Source organism: Peribacillus psychrosaccharolyticus ATCC 23296, assembly GCF_000305495.1.
In the GTDB taxonomy this organism is placed as follows: domain Bacteria; phylum Bacillota; class Bacilli; order Bacillales; family DSM-1321; genus Peribacillus; species Peribacillus psychrosaccharolyticus.
In genome coordinates this window covers 1-23,024 of sequence record NZ_AJTN02000245.1, presented here as the reverse complement: position 1 = coordinate 23,024, position 23,024 = coordinate 1, and the positions used below count along the sequence as shown (strand labels likewise).

General features: G+C 38.6%; 18 protein-coding genes, 2 pseudogenes and 1 riboswitch. Of the genes and pseudogenes, 7 read left to right on the top strand and 13 right to left on the bottom strand.

Annotated features, from left to right (window positions below):
• Positions 1-83: 83 nt before the first annotated feature.
• From lsrK to lsrF, 3 genes are read left to right on the top strand one after another with little or no spacing between them, the layout of a single operon-like run.
• On the top strand, positions 84-1,640 hold the full coding sequence (gene lsrK, locus WYK_RS19850) for an autoinducer-2 kinase (protein ID WP_040376192.1): 1,557 nt from the start codon (positions 84-86) through the stop codon (positions 1,638-1,640).
• A gap of 20 nt (positions 1,641-1,660) precedes the next feature.
• Positions 1,661-2,044, top strand: coding sequence for a cupin domain-containing protein (locus WYK_RS19845; protein ID WP_040376191.1), 384 nt, complete (start codon positions 1,661-1,663; stop codon positions 2,042-2,044).
• Entirely contained in the window at positions 2,028-2,822 is a 795-nt protein-coding gene (lsrF, locus tag WYK_RS19840) for a 3-hydroxy-5-phosphonooxypentane-2,4-dione thiolase (protein ID WP_040376190.1), read from the top strand. The genes WYK_RS19845 and lsrF overlap by 17 nt, the downstream gene beginning before the upstream one ends.
• A 67-nt stretch (positions 2,823-2,889) precedes the next feature.
• Here the strand turns inward: lsrF and WYK_RS19835 are convergent, their stop codons facing one another.
• From WYK_RS19835 to WYK_RS19815, 5 genes are all read right to left on the bottom strand, one after another.
• Positions 2,890-3,414 carry a type 1 glutamine amidotransferase domain-containing protein gene (locus WYK_RS19835; RefSeq protein ID WP_040376189.1) on the bottom strand — a complete coding sequence of 175 codons (525 nt, stop codon included), beginning with the start codon at positions 3,412-3,414 and terminating at the stop codon, positions 2,890-2,892.
• Positions 3,415-3,541: 127 nt separating this feature from the next.
• Complete coding sequence (locus WYK_RS19830) at positions 3,542-3,754, bottom strand: hypothetical protein (RefSeq protein ID WP_040376188.1); 213 nt, start codon at positions 3,752-3,754, stop codon at positions 3,542-3,544.
• Between the two features lie 81 nt (positions 3,755-3,835).
• Entirely contained in the window at positions 3,836-4,381 is a 546-nt protein-coding gene (locus tag WYK_RS19825; protein ID WP_040376187.1) for a DUF6241 domain-containing protein, read from the bottom strand.
• A 197-nt stretch (positions 4,382-4,578) separates the two neighbouring features.
• The gene (locus WYK_RS19820) at positions 4,579-5,982 is read right to left on the bottom strand and encodes a sugar porter family MFS transporter (protein WP_040376186.1); all 1,404 of its coding nucleotides are present in this window, start codon (positions 5,980-5,982) and stop codon (positions 4,579-4,581) included.
• Between the two features lie 186 nt (positions 5,983-6,168).
• Complete coding sequence (locus WYK_RS19815) at positions 6,169-7,257, bottom strand: GntR family transcriptional regulator (RefSeq protein ID WP_040376185.1); 1,089 nt, start codon at positions 7,255-7,257, stop codon at positions 6,169-6,171.
• A 166-nt stretch (positions 7,258-7,423) separates the two neighbouring features.
• Here WYK_RS19815 and WYK_RS19810 point away from each other — a divergent pair, with 166 nt between their 5' ends.
• The 4 genes and pseudogenes from WYK_RS19810 (at position 7,424) to WYK_RS19795 (ending at position 12,898) form a co-directional block, all read left to right on the top strand.
• The gene (locus WYK_RS19810; RefSeq protein WP_040376184.1) at positions 7,424-9,115 is read left to right on the top strand and encodes a ribulokinase; all 1,692 of its coding nucleotides are present in this window, start codon (positions 7,424-7,426) and stop codon (positions 9,113-9,115) included.
• The gene (locus WYK_RS19805) at positions 9,109-9,843 is read left to right on the top strand and encodes an L-ribulose-5-phosphate 4-epimerase (protein ID WP_040376183.1); all 735 of its coding nucleotides are present in this window, start codon (positions 9,109-9,111) and stop codon (positions 9,841-9,843) included. The genes WYK_RS19810 and WYK_RS19805 overlap by 7 nt, the downstream gene beginning before the upstream one ends.
• Positions 9,844-9,846: 3 nt before the next feature.
• Positions 9,847-11,253: pseudogene (gene araA / locus WYK_RS19800) on the top strand (L-arabinose isomerase); the annotation flags it as partial.
• A gap of 171 nt (positions 11,254-11,424) precedes the next feature.
• Positions 11,425-11,527: riboswitch (purine riboswitch) on the top strand.
• 177 nt (positions 11,528-11,704) lie between these two features.
• A complete protein-coding gene (locus WYK_RS19795) occupies positions 11,705-12,898 on the top strand; it encodes a nucleoside transporter C-terminal domain-containing protein (RefSeq protein ID WP_040376181.1) in 1,194 nt (397 codons plus the stop codon).
• Between the two features lie 85 nt (positions 12,899-12,983).
• On the opposite strand, the gene WYK_RS19790 is transcribed toward WYK_RS19795, so the two are convergent.
• The 8 genes and pseudogenes from WYK_RS19790 to WYK_RS19755 all read right to left on the bottom strand — a co-directional run.
• Positions 12,984-13,217, bottom strand: a complete 234-nt coding sequence (locus tag WYK_RS19790; protein ID WP_040376180.1) for a hypothetical protein — start codon at positions 13,215-13,217, stop codon at positions 12,984-12,986.
• Positions 13,218-13,317: 100 nt separating this feature from the next.
• Positions 13,318-14,403: a Ger(x)C family spore germination protein gene (locus WYK_RS19785; protein ID WP_040376179.1), complete on the bottom strand. Its 1,086-nt coding sequence runs from the start codon at positions 14,401-14,403 to the stop codon at positions 13,318-13,320.
• Between the two features lies 1 nt (position 14,404).
• On the bottom strand, positions 14,405-15,520 hold the full coding sequence (locus WYK_RS19780) for a GerAB/ArcD/ProY family transporter (protein ID WP_040376178.1): 1,116 nt from the start codon (positions 15,518-15,520) through the stop codon (positions 14,405-14,407).
• Positions 15,521-15,524: 4 nt separating this feature from the next.
• Entirely contained in the window at positions 15,525-16,988 is a 1,464-nt protein-coding gene (locus WYK_RS19775; RefSeq protein WP_040376177.1) for a spore germination protein, read from the bottom strand.
• A gap of 201 nt (positions 16,989-17,189) precedes the next feature.
• On the bottom strand, positions 17,190-17,450 hold the full coding sequence (locus WYK_RS19770; protein WP_040376176.1) for a hypothetical protein: 261 nt from the start codon (positions 17,448-17,450) through the stop codon (positions 17,190-17,192).
• Between the two features lie 384 nt (positions 17,451-17,834).
• Positions 17,835-19,262: an Ig-like domain-containing protein gene (locus WYK_RS24235; protein ID WP_040376175.1), complete on the bottom strand. Its 1,428-nt coding sequence runs from the start codon at positions 19,260-19,262 to the stop codon at positions 17,835-17,837.
• Positions 19,263-19,567: 305 nt separating this feature from the next.
• Positions 19,568-21,103: a SagB family peptide dehydrogenase gene (locus WYK_RS19760; RefSeq protein WP_040376174.1), complete on the bottom strand. Its 1,536-nt coding sequence runs from the start codon at positions 21,101-21,103 to the stop codon at positions 19,568-19,570.
• Between the two features lie 21 nt (positions 21,104-21,124).
• Positions 21,125-23,024: pseudogene (locus WYK_RS19755) on the bottom strand (TOMM precursor leader peptide-binding protein); the annotation flags it as partial.

Genomic DNA, 23,024 nt, shown 5'->3' with positions numbered 1-23,024 from the left:
CAGTAATAGGAATAGTTCCATTTCAAGTAAAGAAGTTTACTTTTATCCAGTGCTTTTGCACTAGTAGAGAATGGAGGGAATCCATGGACTACATTCTTGCGTTAGATGCAGGAACTGGCAGTGTCCGGGCTGTCTTATTCGATTTATCTGGCAGGCAGATTGGCGTTTCGCAGACTGAATGGACACATATAGAAGATGAAAAATACCCTGATTCAATGGATTTTGATTACCAGCAAAATTGGTTGATTATCAAGGACTGCATTCGTTCTCTTTTAAAGAAGACGAATATTATTTCATCCGACATTAAAGCTATCAGTGCCACCAGTATGCGGGAAGGATTCGTTTTATATGATGCAGACGGCAGAGAAATATGGGCTTGTGCAAATGTCGATGCTCGAGCAGCAAAAGAAGCTGGATTTTTAAAAGCACAAGAAGCAAACTTAGAGCAGATTACGTACCAGCTGTCTGGGCAGACATTTGCGCTTAGCGCTATTCCCCGCTTACTTTGGTTAAAAAACCATGAACCGAAAGTCTATGAAAAAGCAACAACCTTAACTATGATCAACGACTGGATTCTTTATAAATTATCGGGGGAGTTACATATGGACCCCTCTAACGGCTGTACTAGCGGAATATTTGATATACACAATCGAAGCGGCTCACGAGCAGCCGCTTTACTATGCGGAATCAAAAGCACATTCCTTCCGGATGTCAAAGAAGCTGGCACCGTGATCGGTTATATTACCAAACAGATTGCTGATAGTACTGGATTAGCTGAAGGCATTCCCGTTCTCTCAGGGGGAGGCGATGCACAGATGGCCTCAGTTGGAGTCGGCGCCATTGATCATGAACAAACCGTTATTTCTGGTGGTTCTTTTTGGCAGCAAGAAGTGAATATAAATAAACCGATAGTTGATACTCTCGGCCGAATTCGGGTGAATTGCCACGCAGTTCCAAACCTTTGGCAAATAGAAACCATTGCTTTTTCTCCCGGACTTGTTATGCGCTGGTTTCGGGATGCCTTTTGTGCTGAAGAAAAAGCTGAAGCACTTAAATCAGGACGCGATTCATACGAAATATTAGAAGAAAAAGCAAGCATTGTTCCAATCGGCTCTAATGGAATTATGCCAATTTTCTCTAATATTATGAATTTCACCTCCTGGAGACATGCTTCACCTTCTTTTATTAATTTGAGTCTAGATCCTCAAAAGTCAGGCAAAAAAGAATTATTTAAATCCCTCCAAGAAAATGCAGCCCTCGTCACTCTAGGAAACTTAAAGCTAATAGAAGAAGAAACAGGGTTCTATCCAAAAGAAGTTATTTTTACCGGGGGTGCCTCCAAAGGCAAACTGTGGAGCCAAACATTAGCTGATGTTTTAGGCGTTTCGGTTAAAGTGCCGATTGTCAAAGAAGCCGCTGCCCTTGGGACTGCCTTATACGCTGGTGTTGGTGTCCAACTCTATTCATCTATTTCGGAAGCAGTTAAAACGGTAAAATGGGAACGAATTCATTTGCCGAATATGACCAACCATCAACAATATCTTCACATCTATGACCAATGGCTGACTATTTATAATGAGCAATTACGATTGGCTGATAATGGTTTAACCAAGCATATGTGGAAAGCACCAGGGGTTTAACGTTGAGAGGAGGTGAATGAATGAAAAAAGTACATGAAGATGACTTTGATTATCGTTTTGGCGACAATGGACCGAAGTATCTATCAAAAGGTCCCAATATAGATATAGGCGTTGTGGTGCTAAAACCCGGACAGGATTTCCCTAATCACTACCACACCACTTGTGAGGAAGCTTTTTATATTTTAGAAGGTTCGATAGATTTTTATATCAATAATAAAAGGTATCCGGTAAAACCGGGAGATATGATTCAATGCAGTCCTGGAGATTCGCACTACCTGATCAATGAATCTGCGGAACACTTCAAAGCACTGTTTATTAAGTCACCGCATATAGCCGAAAAAGATTCAATAGTACTGGATAAGCCCATGATAAAGGAGCTGAAAGAGGATGAGCTGGGGATTTGAAAACCGCTTGAACAAGATTCTGCCGAATGGCCGTGCTGTGATGCTTGCCATTGATCATGGGTATTTTTTAGGACCCATAAGAGGCCTGGAGAAACCGGGCGAAACGGTAAAGAAGTTATTACCCTATACAGATTCCTTATATGTAACCAGGGGAACTCTGTCAGCAAGTATTCCAGAAAACACGGAGAAGCCTATGGTTCTAAGGGTTTCAGGTGGTCCAACCGTGGTAGGCAAGGACTTAGCCAACGAAACGATTGTTACCTCTATTAAAGAAGCCATTCGTCATAATGTCGTTGGGGTCGGTGTTTCCGTCTTCATTGGTTCGAATTACGAAACTCAAACTATTACCAATCTAGCACATGTCGTTACCGATGCCCATCAATATGGAATACCTGTTTTAGGTATAACAGCTGTTGGTAAAGAACTCGATAAACGCGATGCCCGTTTCTTGTCGTTAGCATCACGGGTAACGGCTGAAATGGGGGCAGACATCGTCAAAACCTATTATTGTGAAGATTTCGAGAAAGTCACCAGCACCTGTCCAGTCCCCATTGTGATTGCCGGAGGTCCTAAATTTGATACGATCCGCGAGGCGTTTGAAATCACCTATTATGCACTGGCTCAAGGGGCAGCGGGAGTGGATATGGGGAGAAATATCTGGCAATCGGCACATCCGGAAGCCATGATTAAAGCGATTCACTCAATCGTTAAGAATAACTACTCGGTAAATGAAGCGGTAGAATTATACGAAACCGCCGCCCATTCGAAAGCAGAATAACCCCTGCCTTGGGCTCATTAATAAACGGAAAAAGCAGCTCTCCCAAAAGAGAAGCTGCTTGTAACGTTTATTTTTTTTCAAGTACATTAATAAATTCTCGTAAATAATCCGGAAGATCCGGCGGACGTCTGCTGGAAACAAGGTTTCCATCAACAACTACGGCCTCATCATACCAAATTGCACCGGCATTCTCCATATCATCCTTTATCCCTGGTGTGCTGGTCACTTTTTTATCTTGGAGAATTTTAGCTGATATAAGCACCCAGCCAGCATGACAAATTTGTCCGATTACCTTATCATTTGCATCCATGCTTTGTATAAGAGAGATGACTTCAGGGAAACGACGGATTTTATCCGGGGCCCATCCGCCCGGCACGAGAATGGCATCATAGTCTCCCTCTTCAATATCCCCGTAAGCAAAATCTGCTGCAGCTGGTACGCCATATTTCCCAATATAGGTTTCTTCAGCTTTCTCACCAGCAAGATGGACAATTGCCCCCTCTTCGCGTAATCGTAATATTGGGTACCATAGCTCTAGATCTTCAAAATCATGATGCACCAGACTAATGACTTTTTTTCCTGATAATCGCATATTCACTTCTCCTCCTAATTACACCAACTTTATCATAGTCTGTACCAGATACCGCAAAAAAAAGCACTTAACCCTGTAAATTATGAGTTTAGCGCTAGTTCCAATCTTACTGAATACCATCATTCAGTTAATTAGAGGAATACTTTATTATACCCTGTAAATAAATGGATTCTTTTAATTGCTTAAATTCTCTAATCTTTATTTTTCCTTCAGCTTCTAATTCATTGGCAAATGCCATCACTTCATCCCCATTTTGGTAGCGGGATTTTTCGAGTTCTATCGTAAAAAAGTTACCGCGGGCAGAACTATGAAGTACTTTAAATAGATCTTCCTTAGTCATTTACTCAACTCCTTATCTCAACTTTTAATTCGACATTAGTTGATGAAACCCTTTAAATAAAGAGCACACACAACAGATATTTTATTTTTGTATGTCATAATGCTTCTCTATATATGCTTTTTCTTCTGCAGCAGACAAAATACCCGTTGCTTTGCCAATGGTCCCAGATTGCAGCCTCCAAATATCATTATGTTGTTTATCTACTGAGCTGAATTCTTGGTTATTCCAACTTTCAAGAATAGTCAAGTATGTGTCTGCATGCTTGTACGTTTCTTCACCATCTTTGACCACTTCGAGTAATCGTTTTACCCGATCCTGCGTCAACGGGAGAAATCCCCATTTGTCCTCAGCTTTTACTTTTTGATGGGACATAGCATGGATAGCATCTTGAATTGCAGGTTCTGTGATTCCGAGCGGAAATTCTTTATTGATATCCGGCTTGTCTTTTTCTATGACTTCTATAAAGGTACCGCCTTTTGGTGCGGCAAGCTCTTTAACTGCTAAACTTGATTTCGAAGCGCTTCGATTACCATCTACAGATGATAAATATAAATAAAGCCCAGCAAGAATGGCTATAAATGAAAGAACAGCTACTAATTTTACAGGTATTTTTTTACCCTTATTCATAATAACTCCTTTAAGGTGAATGATTATTTACGAGTTTAGTACTATCCTTTTATGTTACTTTAACATTACCTTTCAAACTTATAAACAATTTTTTTCCTTTATTTGTTAACAAAGATAAATGAATCCTTTATAAATTAAAAAACCCGTTGTGGAATTCTTGATAAAAGAATTCCACAGCGGGTTTTAGTCAATAAGATTTACGCACCTTTTCTTACTTGAACTTTTTGGTTTTTTGGCTTCCAAAATTGTTCGATTTCTTCTAACGTTTTATTCTTAGTTTCAGGAATAATGGTCATAACGAAGATGAAGCATATAACGTTAATAGCTGCAAAGATCCAGAATGTAATGGCTCCGCCCAACCCGTTTAATAACATAGGGGTAAACTGGCCGATCGCCCAGTTTGCTCCCCACAAAAACATCGTTGTTAACCCGACAGCTCGTGCTCGTAAATGATTCGGGAAAATTTCCGGAATCATAATCCATGGAATCGGTCCCATCGAGATGCAGAATGCAGCTGTGAAACCCATAATGAAGATAACAAGCAATGGTCCGCTGTTAATATCGAAAAAGAAAACGCCTCCAATTAAGAGCATAAATAGTGCCATAAAGAATGAGCCAATAGCCATCAGCTTTTTTCGTCCTGCCTTATCGATTAAAATGACGGCAGCAACTGTTGCAACAACCTGCATGAGTCCAACCATACTTGTGGCCACAAACTCCGTGTTATCTTCAAAACCAACCATCCTAAAAATCTCCGGACCATAATATGTAATCGCATTCATTCCAATCACTTGATTGAAAAGAGCGAGGAAGATTCCTACCCCTAGTGCTTTTCTTAACCCTGGTTTAAACAGCTGTCGCATTGAAAGATTTGTTTCCGTGTCAATGGAATGTTTAATCGCTTTCATTTCAACTTTTGCTGCTTCACTACCATTAATATTTGTTAATACCTGTAATGCTTCTTGATCTCTTCCTTTTTGGACCAAATAACGTGGACTTTCCGGAACGAAAAGCAATGTTAGATAAAAGATTAAGGCAGGAATAACACCGTATCCTAACATCCAGCGCCAGCCGGTTTCCACTCCCCATTCATGTGTTCCAGAATCGGCTACTAATAAATTGACAAAGAATGTAGCTGAAATTCCGATGACAGTAAATAATTGGTACATAGAGGATAAACGACCACGAATCGCAGCTGGTGCACATTCTGTGATATAGGTGACCGCTAATGCAGAAGCAAGACCAATACCGATACCACCGATTATTCTTGCTCCAATCAGCATCGCAACTGAAATGGCTAAAGCAGAGCCAATAGCTGATATCGCAAAGAGGATTGCAGCAACCATTAGAATTTTCTTTCTTCCATAGGCATCACTTAAATAGCCCGAAACAGCAACCCCAATAATACCACCTATCATAATACTCGAAATAACGAACCCTTCCATCGCTGGAGATAAATCATACAACTCTTGTAAAAATCCAATTGCACCAGAAATAACAGCGGTATCATACCCGTAAAGTAATCCTGCCATTCCAGCAGCAGCTGAAATTATAACGATGTACCAAAATGAATGAGTATTCCTTAATTTACTAGTCCCCATCTTCTGTCCCTCAATTCGTAGGTGTATTTGGTGAAAAAATAAATCACTCTCCCTGTACAGCTTGTAACCTTTGCTAAATGAATATTCAGTAAACAGGAAGCGCTTTCTCGAATTGAGTTTATAATTTGTACGTATAAATGTCAAGCGCTAAAAATAAACAAAAAAGTACCAATCAATGATTAGTACTTACCTTTTTATTTCTTTCGTAGATTGTCTTGTAATTAGTTCCGGCTCATAAAGAATAGATTGATCTAAATCACTTGTACCCGATTCTATGAGTTTAAGAATCATTCTTCCAGCATCTATTCCCATTTGTTCTTGAGGATGCCTGATTGTCGTTAACTTTACATCCAAAATACTAGCGATTGGTGAGTCATCGTATCCGACAATGGATAACTCATTAGGGACATCAATTCCTAATTCTTTTGCAATAGAAATAACTTGGACAGCTACTTGGTCGTTATAACAAACAATACCTGTCGGCTTATTGGCGTGTTTGAGAACCGCTCTGATTCGTTCTGGTAATTCTTTTTTCTCTTCATTGGTTTGAAAGGTAATAAACTGACCGATTGATGAGACAGAAGGATTTTGCTGATAAGCGGAAATAAAGCCATTCATCCTCTTAACTCCCTGTTGATCATCGGTTTTGAAGATTCCTAAAATCTCGACATGTCCCAGTTCTAACAGGTGTTCTGTAGCCATGTATCCTCCCTTAAAATCATCCATTGTAATCCTAGGAAAATCAATATCTTGATAAGCAGAATTAATCATCAGACAAGGGATATGGTTATTCTTCATATTCTTATATATTCCGATATTTTGACTAGGATGTGAACTTTTTGTTGGTTCCACAATCATCCCTTCAATGGGCTGGGACAATAAATTCTCTAAGCTTTTACGTTCTACTAAAGGATCATTATGTGTACTGGCCAGGAGAAGGGAAAAGGAATGTTCGGATAATATTTTTTCAATCCCCACAATAATATTAGGGAAAATATAATCAGCAATATGGGTCGTTAGTACGGCTATCGTTTTAGTAGGATTTTGATTGGTCTGTTTTTCCTTCCAATCAGCGGCATAGATGCCTCCCCCTTGAATCCGATAGAGATAATTTTCCACCTCTAGGTCTCCAATAGCCCGCCTAACCGTGTGTCTGCTAACGGAAAACCGGTCCATTAGCTGTGTCTCGGTGGGCAATTTTTGATGTGGAAGAAACTGTTCCTCAAAAAGCCAAGACTTAATTTCTTCAATAACAATTTTATATTTTGGCTGCATGATATCTCTCCTTAAATCAATATTCATATCATACCTATTCTCTAGTTTGATTACAAGACAGCCGGAATAAGTATTATTCATGCATATAAAAAATCTCAATTGACATTTGTACGTATAAATATTATATTGTTTTTATAGAAAGCGCTTACTAGAAAGGATGAATTATATGACTAGTACCTATTCAATAGGAGTAGATTTCGGTTCATTGTCAGCTAGATCTGTCATTGTGGATCTTAAAACAGGAAATATCATTGCTTCAGCGGTAAAAGATTATCCAGATGCTGTCATCACTAACCATCTGCCTAACACATCGATCCCTTTAGGAAAAGATTGGGCCCTGCAGAACCCGAGAGATTATGTAACATGCTTAATTGACTCTGTAAAGGAAGCGATTTCATCAAGCAAACTAGCAAAAGAAGAAATCATATCAATCGGGGTTGATTTCACTGCATGTACCGTATTGCCAGTAAAAAACGACGGAACTCCACTATGCGAGCTGCCAGCGTTTCGTAATCGTCCTCATGCTTGGGTAAAACTTTGGAAGCACCATGCTGCTCAATACGCAGCTGATAAATTAAATAAGATAGCCGAAGAACGGAAAGAACCATTTTTAGCTCGGTATGGCGGGAAGATATCCTCCGAATGGCTTTTTCCAAAACTGATGCAAATACTTGACGAAGATCCTGAGATTTATCAGGAAATGGATGGATTTATTGAAGCAACTGATTGGATTACGTGGCAAATGACTGGGAAAGAAACCCGTAATTCATGTACTGCCGGATATAAAGCCATGTGGAGCGAAGACACCGGCTATCCTGATCCTTCTTTTTTCAAAGCTTTGGATCCTCGACTTGAACAGGTCGTGTCTGAAAAACTAGGTACAGACTTACTTCCAGTTGGTTCTAAGGCTGGAGAATTAACAGCGGAAATGGCTCAACAAATGGGACTATTACCTGGTATTGCTGTCTGTGTAGGGAATGTTGATGCACATGTTTCAGTCGCTCCGACTGGCGTTATAAACAGCGGGACAATGCTGAATATTATGGGCACCTCAACCTGTGATATCACCCTTTCTGATAAAGAAGTCTTTGTCCCAGGAATGTGCGGAGTAGTAAAAAACGGCGCGGTTCCAGGCTACTATGCGTATGAATCCGGCCAAAATGCTGTAGGGGATATCTTTGCATGGTTTGTTGATACACAAGTTCCTGCTTCTTATTTTGAAGAAGCGAAGCAAAAAAACATCAGTATTCATCAGCTGTTAGAAGAAAAAGCAAACCAGTTAGCGATTGGAGAAAGCGGCCTGCTTGCACTCGATTGGTGGAATGGAAATCGATCTGTGCTTGTTGATACCGATTTAACTGGTCTGATTCTTGGGATGACACTTGGTACAAAGCCAGAAGAAATCTATCGTGCTTTAATCGAAGCGACTGCCTTTGGTAAACGCTTGGTGATTGATACCTTTAAGAAAGCTGGCGTGGAAATCAATCAGTTAATGGTTTGCGGAGGATTACCTCATAAAAATCAAATGCTTAATCAAATATATGCTGATATTACACAAAAAGAAATTTCAATAGCGGAACATCTTCAAGCTCCCGCTATCGGAGCAGCCATGTTTGCTGCTGTCGCTGCTGGAAAAGAAGCTGGCGGTTTTACAACGATTGAAGAAGCTGCTGCAAATATTGCACGTATACAAGATAAAAAAGTAATCCCGATTCCTCAAAATATGGAAAGATATGAACTCATTTATCAGGAGTATGTGAAACTCCACGATTATTTTGGCCGAGGAGAGAACGATGTTATGAAAAGGTTGAAAAAGTTGAAAGCAACAAGCAAGAAAGAAGGCGTAAATGTATGCTAGAACAACTAAAACTACAAGTCTATCAAGCAAACATGCTATTACCTGAATATCAGCTCGTTACTTTTACATGGGGCAACGTAAGTGCCATTGACCGAGAAAGCGGGTTTGTTGTAATTAAACCAAGCGGTATTGAATACAACAAATTACAAGCTGAAGATATGGTAGTTGTGGATCTTGACGGTCATCTGATTGAAGGTAAATACAATCCATCAAGCGATACGGCTACACACCTAAGACTTTATCAAGAGTTCAAAGAAATTGGCGGAATCGTACATACCCATTCTCCTTGGGCTGTATCCTTTGCTCAAGCAGGTGTAGAAATTCCCGCTGCAGGTACTACTCAAGCCGATTATTTTTATGGAGATATTCCCGTAACAAGAGCCATGACAAAATCAGAAATTGAAAGAGATTATGAAAAACAAACCGGTGATGTCATTGTTGAAACATTTAACGTGAATGGTCTAGACCCTAATCGTGTCCCAGGCGTACTCGTGAATGATCATGGTCCCTTCACATGGGGAACAGATGCAAAAAATGCTGTACATAATGCTGTCGTACTAGAGGAAGTTGCAAAGATGACGTATCATTCCTTGCAGTTAAATCCACATTGCATTCGGATGGACCAGACTCTCTTAGACAAGCATTTTAATCGGAAACATGGAGCAAATGCCTATTATGGTCAGAAAAAATCAATGATGGACGGAGTGAGCGGAAATGTTAAAAACTGAAAAAAAGAATTTTGGTTTGTTGTAGGAAGTCAAAGTCTTTATGGTGAAGAAGCATTAAAAGAGGTAGAAAAACATGCCTTAGATATGACGGAACAGCTCAATCAATCTGGTAAACTAGCCTATCCAATTCATTTCAAATCGCTAGCTACCTCAGCAGATGAAATCACGAAAATTATGAAAGAAGTAAACTTCCATGATAAAGCAGCCGGCATAATTACATGGATGCATACATTTTCTCCTGCTAAAATGTGGATTACCGGTACTAAATTACTGCAAAAGCCGCTGCTTCATTTAGCCACACAATATAACCAAGAGGTACCTTGGTCGACGATTGATATGGACTTTATGAATTTAAATCAAAGTGCACATGGGGATCGTGAATACGGATTTATCAACGCTCGTCTGAAGAAAAATAATAAAACCGTTGTCGGCTACTGGAAAAATGATGATACCCAAAAGGAAATTAATGACTGGATGAATGTTGCGATTGGCTATGACTACTCGACACAGCTTAAAGTAGCTCGTTTTGGCGATAATATGAGACATGTTGCGGTAACTGAAGGTGACAAAGTTGAAGCACAAATTCAATTTGGCTGGACAGTTGATTACTATGGTATTGGTGATCTAGTCGCTGTGATGAACGAAGTTACAGAAGAAGAAATCAATCAAACCTATCAAGACTATCAAAATCAATATGATTTTGAACTTGGCAATAATGATCCAGAATATTTCGAAGAACATGTGAAAGAACAAGCTAAAATTGAAATTGGCCTGCGTCGTTTCCTTGAAAATGGCGGCTACACAGCTTTCACAACAAACTTTGAAGATTTGCATGGTATGAAGCAATTACCAGGACTTGCAGTACAACGATTAAACGCAGAAGGATACGGTTTTGCTGGTGAAGGAGACTGGAAAACAGCTGCCCTTGACCGCTTAATGAAGGTCATGGCAAACAATATTCAAACCGGTTTTATGGAAGATTACACATATGACTTGAGCACAGGCAAAGAACGAATTATTGGTTCACATATGCTTGAAGTGGATCCTACTCTTTCAGCCAGCAAACCAAAAGTGGTCGTTCAACCGCTGGGTATTGGGAATAAGGACGATCCAGCGCGCTTAGTTTTTAATGGTGCTGGTGGAGAAGGTATCGTTGTATCTATGCTGGATTTAGGAACCAATTATCGACTTATCGTGAACGCAATTAGTGCAGTCGAGCCAGAAAATGAAACACCTCATTTACCAGTAGCTAAAGTGATTTGGGAACCAAAACCAAACTTTAAAGATGGAGTCAAAAGCTGGATCGAATCGGGCGGCGGTCACCATACTGTTCTCTCTCTCTCCCTTACAGTCGAACAAATCTCAGATTGGGCGAAAATGGTTGATCTTGAAACCATAGTTATTCAATAACATAAAGTCAGAGGTTGTAGAGAACATTTTCTCTACAATCTTTTTTCTTTTCTTCGGACTTAATCTGCCCCTATATTGACTGAAAAGTTATACTAATACAACTATTCTAAACTTCAATCTTTCTATTGTAATCCCCATTGAATTCAATTAAACTAATAAACATTCCTACCAAATGCGCAACATTAATATCCTTGTATAATATCAGTGAAAATGGTCTGATAGTTTCTACCTGGCTGCCGAAAATTGCCGGACTACAAGGAAGTTTGAATGATATAAGACGAAGAAACGTGTATGTTACCATTTCCTCCATCGGCTTTCGCTTTATTGAGGAATATTTAACCTGCTATGTTTTGTTTCAGCTCTTATTTTTTCACACTTTCTGTCCTATGGCCAAAGTGTGAAAAAATAAGAGCTTTTTGTTGTTTTCTATTAAAATAAAAAGGATGATATCATGTATTTCTTATTAAATATGCTAGGTGTATTGGTTGTAATGAGCATCATTTACCTTTGTTCACCTAATAAAAAAAATCTTAAATGGAAAGCGATAATAACCTTGTTGGTTGTAGAATTGCTGATCACTTGGTTTATGTTATCAACTACCATTGGCTCATGGGTTATTAATCAGATTGCCTCTTTCTTTACTTGGTTAATTTCATGTGCTAATGACGGTATTTCGTTTGTTTTTCCTTCTGTCATGGCAAATGAACAGATTGATTTCTTTTTCAGCGCTCTAATGCCTATTATTTTTATTATTACGTTCTTTGATATTTTATCGTACTTTGGAATCATGACCTGGATTATTGATAAAGTCGGCTGGATGATTTCCAAAATCTCTGGGCTTCCTAAGCTTGAAAGTTTCTTTTCAATCCAAATGATGTTTCTTGGTAACACCGAAGCGCTCGCTGTTCTCCGTCAACAACTGACTGTTATCGGAAATCAGCGCTTACTGACATTTGGTATCATGAGTATGAGCAGTATCAGTGGATCTATTATTGGTGCTTACCTATCAATGGTCCCAGCTGCCTATGTCTTTGCTGCTATTCCATTAAACTGTTTAAATGCGCTGCTCATTGCCAGCATGCTAAACCCAGTTAACGTGAGTAAAGAAGAAGATATTGTGTATGTTCCTACTAAAGAAGAACGAAAAGATTTCTTTTCTACCATTTCAGACAGTATGCTCGTTGGAGTAAAAATGGTCATTGTTATCATGGCTATGGTTATTGGCTATGTGGCATTAACCGCCGGTGTTAACGGGATATTAAGCTTCTTCATAGATGGATTAACCGTACAAAAGATTTTCTCTATCCTTTTCAGCCCTTTTGCTTTCTTGCTTGGATTATCTGGTAGTGATGCCATGTATGTCGCTCAGTTAATGGGAATTAAACTAGCTACTAATGAATTTGTCGCCTTACTTGATTTAAAAGGTCAACTTGATCACTTAGCCCCTCATACAGTGGCCGTTGCAGTGACTTTCCTAACTTCCTTTGCTAACTTTAGTACAGTTGGGATGATTTATGGAACATTTAATTCTATCCTGGATGAAGAAAAATCAAAAATTATTGGGAAAAACGTTTGGAAATTGCTTCTTAGCGGAATGGCTGTTTCCCTCTTAAGTGCTATGATTGTTGGTTTATTCGTTTGGTAAATTCATATAAAAAAACCGAATCACAGCCGCTAGGAAAAATAAGCGGTGTGCGATTCGGTTTTTTTTAAGGAAAACATATTCCTTTTTATTGATCTATTTCCATTAAATCATTTTCATCTAAAATATAATCATCAAGAGTAATGAGTAATCGACTCGTACATACTGCTTCAGCACGTACTCGACTTTCATCTCGGCAATAGGCAATTACAGAACTGTTGGGGATTTTTGCACACGAAATCCATTCCCCGTATTTATTATTAAACAAAGAAGAAATCACAATTTTTTTTCCACGTATGTGTAACGTACAATGTTCGGCCATTGGCTTCTCCTCCACTTCGACTATTACTATATACCCCATTTGGAATATTTTAAGCCTAGTCGAGGAAAGATACTTCGCTTTTTGACTAACATAAATGCTCCTATTTTGACTCTCTTGGTAAAGGTCCCAATTGAAGTTCATACTTCACATCTATATCCATGTTCTCCCACTTTTTATACCATTCTTTATCGGTTAACGTTTTACCAAATGGGGTGATTGTGTGGGTCCCTATTTGAAACGGATCCGTATGCATATGCTGCATTTTCTTCATTAACTTCTTTGTACGCTCTTCCATAAAAGCTTCGATGGTTGACTTCATTTTCTCAATATTTTTATCGTTCATCCCATTTTCACCTTGATAATCCTCGAGTCTGCCCATCATCTTGACCTTAATGAACAACTTAGAATAAGAACTGTTTAAGTTGAAATCCACAGCTGTGTGAACACGTCCTAATACAACAGAAAGTTTTGGGATTGCTAAATATTTCAGGTAATTGTCGGTACCCACCAATTGAAATACTTGATCATCCATTTTAGTTAGTGTTTTTACTAATGTATCTTTTTTAAAAATGGCTGTACCTTCATAACTAAAATTTTGTTGATCAGCTTTAAAGACAGGTATATACGGATCTGTGTATGGGGTATAAAGCATTTTCTTATACTCATGCAAATTAATTGGAGTTAATTCACCTTGATTTTGATCTTCATAATGTTTAAGCATTCGATATAGATAATATTCTGCATTCTCTTTATCTTTCATTTGCTTTTTTAAATAGCCCTCAAAATCTCCTGTTACAATAACAATGAACAATCGCTGAGAAGTATCTGGATCAATCAATAAGCTATCCACTATTTTCGCAATCCCCTTTTTCGCAACTTGTTCATCAATAAAAATCATACGAAGCTGACCAACTTTCATTTCTCGATAATAAATCAAATTAAAATCTTTTGCACCTTGTTTTAAAAGGTTAACTTGAAGAGAGAACAATTGCTTCTTCTCCTTTAGTATGGGTGGAACGGCCGTGCTAATCTTCAAATTTTTGTTTTCGCCTTTTTTTACGTACCAAAAAATTACGGGAGCGATTTCTTCAATTAAATTATTTTCAGGTCTTACGCCGCAAGAGGTGGTTAACAGCAAGCAGATTAAGGTAAACGCCAAGATAGATGTCCTAACACCTTTTCTCATTTCATCTCCTCCTCCTTTTTATCTTGCTGCAAATAACCAAAAAGGAGGGAATGAATAAGTAGGTGAATCCGCTCATTACGACTTCAATATTCATCCACGTTTTATATTGTCTTTCATTTGTCCACAAGAATTGATTTAGAAAAATAATTAAGGCTGTGGTGATAACACAGGTAATCAAGAATCCTTTTCTTGTCGTTTCTTTGGATACTTTCTTAAAGATAATTCTCATAGCACCGTAAAGAATTAAAAGTAAAATAGATACCATAAACACTAAATGAAACAAGTAGAATGCGATGAGTACGATATCGATTCTTTCGAAAATTGGATTCTGTAAATAACGTGTCATCTCTATATACGGATACTTTATTAACAATAAATAATGATGACCATAGAAAAGAAGAGAAGCGATTAATACTATTAATAATTCTAATACGGTAACAATATTAGCCCATGTCATATATTTCACTATCTTCTGATCTTGTTTCAGCCAAGGAATCAGGCAAATCAAATATTCTGGCCCGGATAAGGTTGCCCAGATAAACAATATTCCTTTCCAGGTTTGTTGTGACCAACTATGAGTTAATGGGAAAAGGTTAATCCAAGCTGCGTTCGGCGGAAAGTAGAACGGTAAAAATAACAAAATAATCCAAATTACAGTAAAAAAAGCAATAATACTAAAACGAATGGTATTCTCCATCCCGCGAATCGCAACATACATACTCATTAAAAGAAAAACAAAAATTAACCAAGATGGATTAACGGATGGAAAAATATAATAACGAGTGGTTGATACAAAATTTATCGTAAGGACAGATAATTTTACTAATATAGGCAACAGGGCGACAGCGGTTAATATCCGAACTTTCCATTCTCCGAATAACTCAATAAACCCAGCATACCCTTTTGTCGAATAAGAAGATGATATCCACTTGGACAAAATATATAAATTACCTTGAGAAAGGATACCCAAGGCAATAATGAACCAAATCATATATGAATGGGCTATATATTGCGGAAAAACAAGAAGAAAAAAGATAACCTGAAAACGATTGGAAATAAAAAAGACCGTAACAGCTTTTATGGGCATGTTTTTTTGAAATAACGATATAGGTTTCATACGATCAATTCCTCCGGCTAGTACGCCATTTCTTCAAAGGTTTTAAATACTCAGGACGCTCTTTCGCTGTTTTGATTGGACCGCGTATGAATACATCCTTCCAATCCTTCATATACAAAGGTGCCAGCGGTGCTAAATAGGGCTGTTTTAATGAAGTCAATGAGTTTAAATGAGATAATATCCCAATAAGACCCATCGCAATTCCGATAACTCCAAGTTGGGACGCTAAAAAGAGTAAAATAAATTGAATCAATGTGTTAGCTTTCGTCAACAGATAATTAGGAACTAAAAAGGACGCGATAGCTGCAATTCCCACTAAAACAATCAAAACTTTACTAGCAAATCCTGCTTCAACCGATGCCTGCCCAATGACAATACCACCAATAACACCAAGCGTTTGACCAGCCTTGGTTGGCATTCTTAAAGATGCTTCTTTAATAATTTCCAGGATAATCAGCATGATAAATGCTTCCCAGAAAGGGGTGAACGGTAATTTACTTCTAGATTCCGTTAATACAAATAACATTTGCAAAGGAATCATTTGAAAATGGAAGGTCGTTAACGCCACATATAATGGGATTAATACAATAGAAAGAAAAAAACTAACATACCGAATCACTCTTAGAAAACTCGCAACAACCCACCGGTTAATGTAATCCTCTGGTGATTGAAAAAGATCGAACAGAGTGACCGGTGCAATTAAAGCAAAAGGCGTATTATTAACCAAAATGATCAACTGCCCGATTCCAAGTGCTCTAGCACAAACATCTGGTCGATCCGTTTGCTGAAATTGCGGGAAGACACTGTTGTTTCCTTTTTCCATTAAAGCTGAAACTTGGGAGGAGTCTGTAAAGAAATCATAATCGATATTATTTATTCCTTCTTTCGCTATCGTAATGAAATCAGGATTCGTCAACCCTTCTATATATAATAAAACCACTGTTGTTTTACTCAGTGAGCCAATAGTGAACGACTCACTTTTCAATTCCATTATAGGAAGTCTTCTGCGAATCAATGTAATGTTTTGATCAATTTGTTCGCTAAAACTGTCTTTTGCACCATATAAAATGGATTCTGTCTCAGAAGATTCTATGGAACGGCTGAGCGGACTTTGCAGTGGGATTGCCCACCACTCATTGATTACCGCCTCATTCAAAAGAATATGACCGTTTAACAGTGCTTCCTTTGCCTCATCCAAGGTATATACCTTTTCTTTAATGGAAGAAATTATTGCTTCGCTTACTGAAATCGACCTATCATGAATCAGTGGTTTAACAATCGCTTCATTTAAACGCTCGTTATCAACTAATGACTTTATATAAATTAGATTTACTTTTATCCCGCTTATTGTTTCATGTTCATCAATCTGCGCATCATTCATATTAGTGAGAGACTTTTTAACACCATCTAAACTTACAGGCGTCTGGGTTGTCCGATTATCAACTGCCTGTCTCTTTTTACCGAACATCTCCATCCCTCCTAAAGCAATTTCAGAAAAATAACTACTTGTAGTATGAGAACGAAAAGGTTCATTTATGCATAAATGGGTAAGAAAGGACTAGATTTGGATGAGAAAAAAGACGGTTTTAACAATAGAGAAACTCCACAATGTAAACCGGTTTTTCTTCATAAAAAAAACACTCTCATGCTGAGAGTGTCCTAATTTTGCTTATAGCTTTTCAATTTCCGGATGTTCTTTACTATCTGATATATATACTTTTACTATTTCCATAGGATGGTCATGTTCATCATCAAAATTAATATCGTAAATAATTTCATTTACCGTTCCTTTATACTCAATATTCTGTTGACCTGTTTTAATGGTGACTTCATTTACTGTTTTCAAAAGAGTAATAAATGCACCGACATCTGATTTATCAGTACCATGGATTAACTCTCCGCCAATTTGATTATAAAACTCTACTCGCATATTAAATCCTCCTTAATTATTCTAAAATAAGTAAGATAAAGCGTCTGTTTCACCTTAGAGTAGGGTCTAGTATTGTTGTACAGGCAACAATTCTTGTACTACTACTTCATTATATCAAGAATAACGATATAACCCAATTTTGGTCACCCTCCTGCCAAAATCCACACTACATACCTTTCCTATAAAGAGATTAAAAACAGTAACCATTGAAGACTGTACAATTGAATCAGATTCCCTGTAATCTTGCTGAAAAACCGCTACCTATCGAAAAGCGCTCAACATTTTAATAAAACTTTTGAATGATAGATGTTAGAACCCCTTAAAACACATGAAAAAGAGGGTGTCCCCTTTTTGTGGAAGCCCTCTTTTATAAAAACCAATCTTTTATTCTACCTTTTGGGTTACCTCTTTTTTATTTCCTGCTTTATCTAATGCAATTATGGTTAGCTTCGATCCCTTCTTTTGTGGCTTGATTTTTACGGTATAGTTTCCTTTTTTATTCACAGTCGTTTTTCCAATTTCCGTTTTTCCTTTTTTAATAATAATTGTGGCACCTTTTTCACTCTTAACTGTTACTTTATCTGTTTTACTAGTAATTTTACTAACATTCAAAATTGCTGGGGGAGTTCTGTCTTTAACAATCTCTTCTATGCTTTCGCTTATATTTCCTGAAGCACCTTTGGCATAGATAGAAATTTTTGTACCAGCACTTTGTTTTTTAATCTTTATCGTAAATTTCCCGTTTTTGGCTGTTGCATGACCAATTACTTTCCTTTCTTTTTCGGCAATTACCATAGTATTCGATTCAGCTTTTCCAGTAATAACCGTAGCTCGATCAGATATCTCTTTAACTTCTGGTTTACTAGGTGCTGATGAAGCATCCCATTTTTTAATATAAGCTGAGGAAATATTACCACTTAATTGTCTATCTGCTGATTTTACAGGAAACCATACAAATTGATTGGAAGTAGAATTTACATCATAGGAAAAATCATTGGTGATCGTTAATATTGTATTTTTAGGAGCTGTTTTTTTTATTTCACTCGATGTAGTAGGTTTATCCCTTAGTTTCCTATTATCTCCTGTAACAATGACCTGATCTCCTTTTTTCAAAAAGTAAGCAGATGTATGTAAAGAGTCAGTCAGTATATATACGTCTTTTTTAAACGTAATAAGGTTAGTAGATTCATAGACAAAGTCACTACTTTTAAAAGGAAATGCTGCTAGTTTAGTGCCAGTCAGGAAGCTATCATTTTCGATTTTAGAATAGACTTTTTCTTGGTAGGCTTTTGTATTTTTTTCTCCATTACTCTGATATACAGGACTATTAATTGCCTTCCTTCCATTGTAAGCCATTACAGGAAAATACCAATTTTCTATCTCATGTCTCCCTGCACCTTTTATCTTAGGAAGATCATAGGCATACTTATCGCTAAGTATTTTAACGCCAGCTTCAATATTATAAGTGATATCGTATTTCAACTTTTCTATATCCGTATCATTTCGATCAGTAACCTGCATGATCCCAATGCCGTCATCTGAAGAAATATTCGGTTCATTCTTCTTGTTAAATTGGATCCAACCACTTTCTTGGGACGCTACCGCTTTGACCACTTCAGGAGGAATATCCGCCTCTATTGCAGCACTCGTTAGTAAACAATTAATATGTTGAAAAGAAGGATTCTTATTTTGCTGTATTGTCCCAAATGATGAGCATTTGGAAGCCCATTTTGACTCCGCAGATGTTTCCTGATTAATAATCCCGAAAAATAAGCAAGTTAACAAGCCTGCTTTAATAACCACTGATTTCATAATTTAATCTCCAATTCTAGTAAATTAGTAATATACCTACCTTACCATAAAAAGGTATATTTATAGGTAATTAATAACTAAGAACTAGCCTAAGACCACTTGCTAAACGATTGTCCTTCGCAAAAGATTGACAAAACCATCCCTCTAACGATATACTAAAGACCTCAAATTTTCTGCATTTATTGCGGCGGGACGTTCAGTTGTTAATAGCATCTGAACGTCCTTTTTTGCGTCTTTGCTATTCAAAGTAACTCAATAAAGGCGGCAGAGCAAATGGCTCTGCCGCCTTTATTTAAAGCATTCTTCTAACTTTGCAAACTTCCCTTCAACCAGGCACGACTTTGATAATGCCCAATAGGGAGTTGTATGAGACTGGTTATTTCATCATTTCGGTATATTTCATCACATACGTTTACATCAAATCCTAATAATGGATGTCCTCCCATACCGAGGGCTGATGATGTTAATAATAATCGTTGGACAAGCATGCCGGCTTCCATTTGTTGAATGCGATATCCTCTGTATCCTAGCTGCGATCTATAATGGTTCCGATCACCGGCGACATGAAGACAAAGCGGGATAATCTGCAAATTCACATTGTCCAACGTCATGCCATATTGCAGCTTATTTCGATAATCCCCTGCATTTAGTTGCCTGAGTATATGACTTTCTTCATCATACATATAGGCACCATTCTGAATCCCTTCAATATTATATAAACAACCGTAAATGGATACACGTGGCTCGCTGTGATCTTGTTCATCCAAATCATTTTGATATTCAAAAGAACTAGTTGCCTCTTTCAATAAAGAAGCTAGCTGTGCATTACTTACCTTCCCAAAGATAAAATCCATTTCAGGTGAAAATCGTTTTCGAGATATGGCAGCTAGATCATACAACAATGGCTTTACAGGCACAAGCTTTACCATTTCCCCATCAGAATGCTTTCGATCCTTCGTAGTAATTGATCCAATCATTTTGGTTGTTTCCATCATTGACGCTTCATTCATTTCGATTAATAAAGGATATGGTTTAAGCCTTTTTGATCGCATATAATGATGACATTGAATGGCTGGGAGTTCTCGACATAACTCATTTACTGAAACTTCACCTACAGAATCTCCACAGATGACAGGGTTCACGGATAAAGGAATGACCGCATACGTGCTTTCTTCCAAGTCCACTAGACCGAGCAAATGATTAATGGCCTTATCAAGAAATTGAAAGAACACACCTGTTGAGAAGCCAAATCGTTTTGCTGTCTCTAGCAGCTGTCCCATCAGTACACCCGCATCTAAGCCTTGCAGACGATAGGAAAAGTTATTGTATTTATAAAAATTTTTCCAAAACATAGTTGATACAAAAACAGTACCAAAGCATTCGCTTATCTTACAACGATTGCCAAGAGCCTCGGCTAAATACGAATCAAAATTTCCTTCACGCAATAAAATCAAACGGTGATGTGCTGCATCATAATGGTAGACACCCGACGGAACGTTCTCAAGCTTAAGATAGACGTATAATTCATTTGGATACAAAGCGCCCCCAGAAGGAGCAAACCGTCTAAAAGATTGCACAATGTCTTTCTCTTGCTCAAACTGACTGAACTGGGAAAGTCCGAATACATACCAAAGAAAATGACCGAAAGAGCGGATATCAGGTTCAGAAGGCGGCGGCTCCCCCTCAAGCGTCAATGGAACTTCTAATGAAAGGGGCAAGACAGGCAAATCACGGTAAAGTTTATAGGGTAACGGTGCGTCTTCCCAATCTACTTCCCAGTCCGGCGGTCTAACCTTCTCTGTGTCGAATTGCAAATTGTAAAGAAATTCATCCAGTCGCATGTCTGTTCCCCCCAAGCTCCTTTATGGAAATGGATGCGGATGCGGGTTTAGTTGGTCTAACGTAAGAGCTTGATTCACATAGCCGAGATCCATTGGTACCTGTAATACTCTTTCAAGCCCCGTAACGCGGGTGAGATGATGACCGAATGTCATTGGAAGCATACCAGGAACCAGTACCTTCACACAATGTAAGTCATTCCGTTTTAATTCAGGTGTGGTTTGGTTCACCACGACCACATCCAGGTTCAACTGACGAAAACGTTGAAGAATATCACCTAAATCATCCGTCAAGTCCGAGTGGTTTACGATGTTCGAAAACTCCTCAGCAAATGTTCGCAGTGGTCGACTTTCATCCAGCAAGAAGTGTAATCGCTCTTCTGTTCGCTTTAAACCAAATAGCATCCCATGATCATCCATCTGCTGAACCTGTGAGGAATCTTGAAACATCTTCTCCCACTTCATCTGATTTCCCTCAAATTTCTGATCAAGTGTCAGCATCATCCCAGCCAACTCGTGCACGGCACTTTTCGCTGCCCGTATCGGATCGAGATGAGCTCCGGCGGCACAGATAATATTCAGCCCTTTTTTCTTTCTGTTTTTTGCCAATGCCCAAACACTCGGAATTCCGTGTTCCATCGTTGCGTTATACAAATTGATATCATATCCGCCAGCGGCACGAGCCCGGTCGATCATTAATCGTAATTCTTCATCCTCCGCAGAATAAGGATCCAGACGTGGAAGCGGCAGTTCTGCATACCAAGTCAATAGAAAGGAATCCCGTTCCACAACTTCAAAAATACCGTATAAAATGGCCTCCTCCAAGCTTCCACCTAAAGCACAGCCATTTGACGTTTCATACACAAACCCCTCCCCGCAGCCTAAGCTGTAATAGGCAAGCAATTCCGGAATTAAAATAGACCGCTCTTGTAAAAACGAATAGCCCCATACCCAATGAATCGGTGCATCAGGATCAAACGGTTTGAAAGGAAAATCAGGCTGTTCATACTGCTCAGTTGAATGAACACCAATTTTCTTAGGATCAAGTGCATAATCCTTCACATTACGATAGCTTTCCCGAATCATCGTCGTCTTGCCGCGGGGCTCTATCCCACAATATCGTTCCAATCCCTCTAAAATGGCGGTCATCTCGCTGATGGCATATGAATTTGTCCGTCCGGCTGCTCCCTCATCTCCATTGAACAAAGGTAAGTTAACACTGGCATCAGCAAAAGGAGGGATTAAATCTATCATTTTATTGTTTAAGAAGCCCATTCGTTGATCCAAATAGTCTGAAGCAAGAAACTTACTTAATTCTTTAATTGATCGGCTTCGATAACTGCCGGGAATCTTTGGACTTGGTTGTAACGAAATTCGAGCTCTAGCGGAGGAATCTTCAGGTAGTTGACTACAAATCGGACACACAGGATCAGGAAGAAACGGATGCCATGAAGCATTCAGGTTTTTCAGATTAATTAAAGAAACGCGTCCCTCTGATTTAGCCTGAAGACCAGTCATTATCCGCTGGACCTCAGCTTCAATCATAAGGGCGGTTTGTAAAAGACCCGTATTAGAATCCCCCATCCCGCCCTTTCCTTGATTACCTTGTAGCTGCTGCCGCAGTGCCCACATCTCTTTTCGATCGCGCCCCGCCATAATATACCTAAGGTCTGCACACTGAGAACACCCTGGAATAGAAGGACGAACCAATGGACCGATTATTCCCTCGCCAAATGCGGTAAACCCCCTAAGCCAAGGAATCTTCATTTCTCCTAGTATATTTTCTGCTTTTTGATGAATGGAGGGGTTCCAGCCATCATCGAGTACCAGAGCCAAATCTGCTTTTTTAGGGTATATTTCTAAATCATTTTTGGCGAATAACTTGGTATTGGCTGGCCAGGTCTTTGTATACATAATCTGTTAG

Bases quoted from the DNA above. Each gene is read 5' to 3' on its own strand.
- WYK_RS19790 (WP_040376180.1), bottom strand. From the start codon at position 13,217: ATGGCCGAACATTGTACGTTACACATACGTGGAAAAAAAATTGTGATT.
- lsrF (WP_040376190.1), top strand. From the start codon at position 2,028: ATGAGCTGGGGATTTGAAAACCGCTTGAACAAGATTCTGCCGAATGGC.
- WYK_RS19775 (WP_040376177.1), bottom strand. From the start codon at position 16,988: ATGTTCGGTAAAAAGAGACAGGCAGTTGATAATCGGACAACCCAGACG.
- WYK_RS19795 (WP_040376181.1), top strand. From the start codon at position 11,705: ATGTATTTCTTATTAAATATGCTAGGTGTATTGGTTGTAATGAGCATC.
- lsrK (WP_040376192.1), top strand. From the start codon at position 84: ATGGACTACATTCTTGCGTTAGATGCAGGAACTGGCAGTGTCCGGGCT.
- WYK_RS19830 (WP_040376188.1), bottom strand. From the start codon at position 3,754: ATGACTAAGGAAGATCTATTTAAAGTACTTCATAGTTCTGCCCGCGGT.
- WYK_RS19825 (WP_040376187.1), bottom strand. From the start codon at position 4,381: ATGAATAAGGGTAAAAAAATACCTGTAAAATTAGTAGCTGTTCTTTCA.
- WYK_RS19810 (WP_040376184.1), top strand. From the start codon at position 7,424: ATGACTAGTACCTATTCAATAGGAGTAGATTTCGGTTCATTGTCAGCT.
- WYK_RS19785 (WP_040376179.1), bottom strand. From the start codon at position 14,403: ATGAGAAAAGGTGTTAGGACATCTATCTTGGCGTTTACCTTAATCTGC.
- WYK_RS19780 (WP_040376178.1), bottom strand. From the start codon at position 15,520: ATGAAACCTATATCGTTATTTCAAAAAAACATGCCCATAAAAGCTGTT.
- WYK_RS19820 (WP_040376186.1), bottom strand. From the start codon at position 5,982: ATGGGGACTAGTAAATTAAGGAATACTCATTCATTTTGGTACATCGTT.
- WYK_RS24235 (WP_040376175.1), bottom strand. From the start codon at position 19,262: ATGAAATCAGTGGTTATTAAAGCAGGCTTGTTAACTTGCTTATTTTTC.
- WYK_RS19770 (WP_040376176.1), bottom strand. From the start codon at position 17,450: ATGCGAGTAGAGTTTTATAATCAAATTGGCGGAGAGTTAATCCATGGT.
- WYK_RS19845 (WP_040376191.1), top strand. From the start codon at position 1,661: ATGAAAAAAGTACATGAAGATGACTTTGATTATCGTTTTGGCGACAAT.
- WYK_RS19815 (WP_040376185.1), bottom strand. From the start codon at position 7,257: ATGCAGCCAAAATATAAAATTGTTATTGAAGAAATTAAGTCTTGGCTT.
- WYK_RS19835 (WP_040376189.1), bottom strand. From the start codon at position 3,414: ATGCGATTATCAGGAAAAAAAGTCATTAGTCTGGTGCATCATGATTTT.
- WYK_RS19760 (WP_040376174.1), bottom strand. From the start codon at position 21,103: ATGCGACTGGATGAATTTCTTTACAATTTGCAATTCGACACAGAGAAG.
- WYK_RS19805 (WP_040376183.1), top strand. From the start codon at position 9,109: ATGCTAGAACAACTAAAACTACAAGTCTATCAAGCAAACATGCTATTA.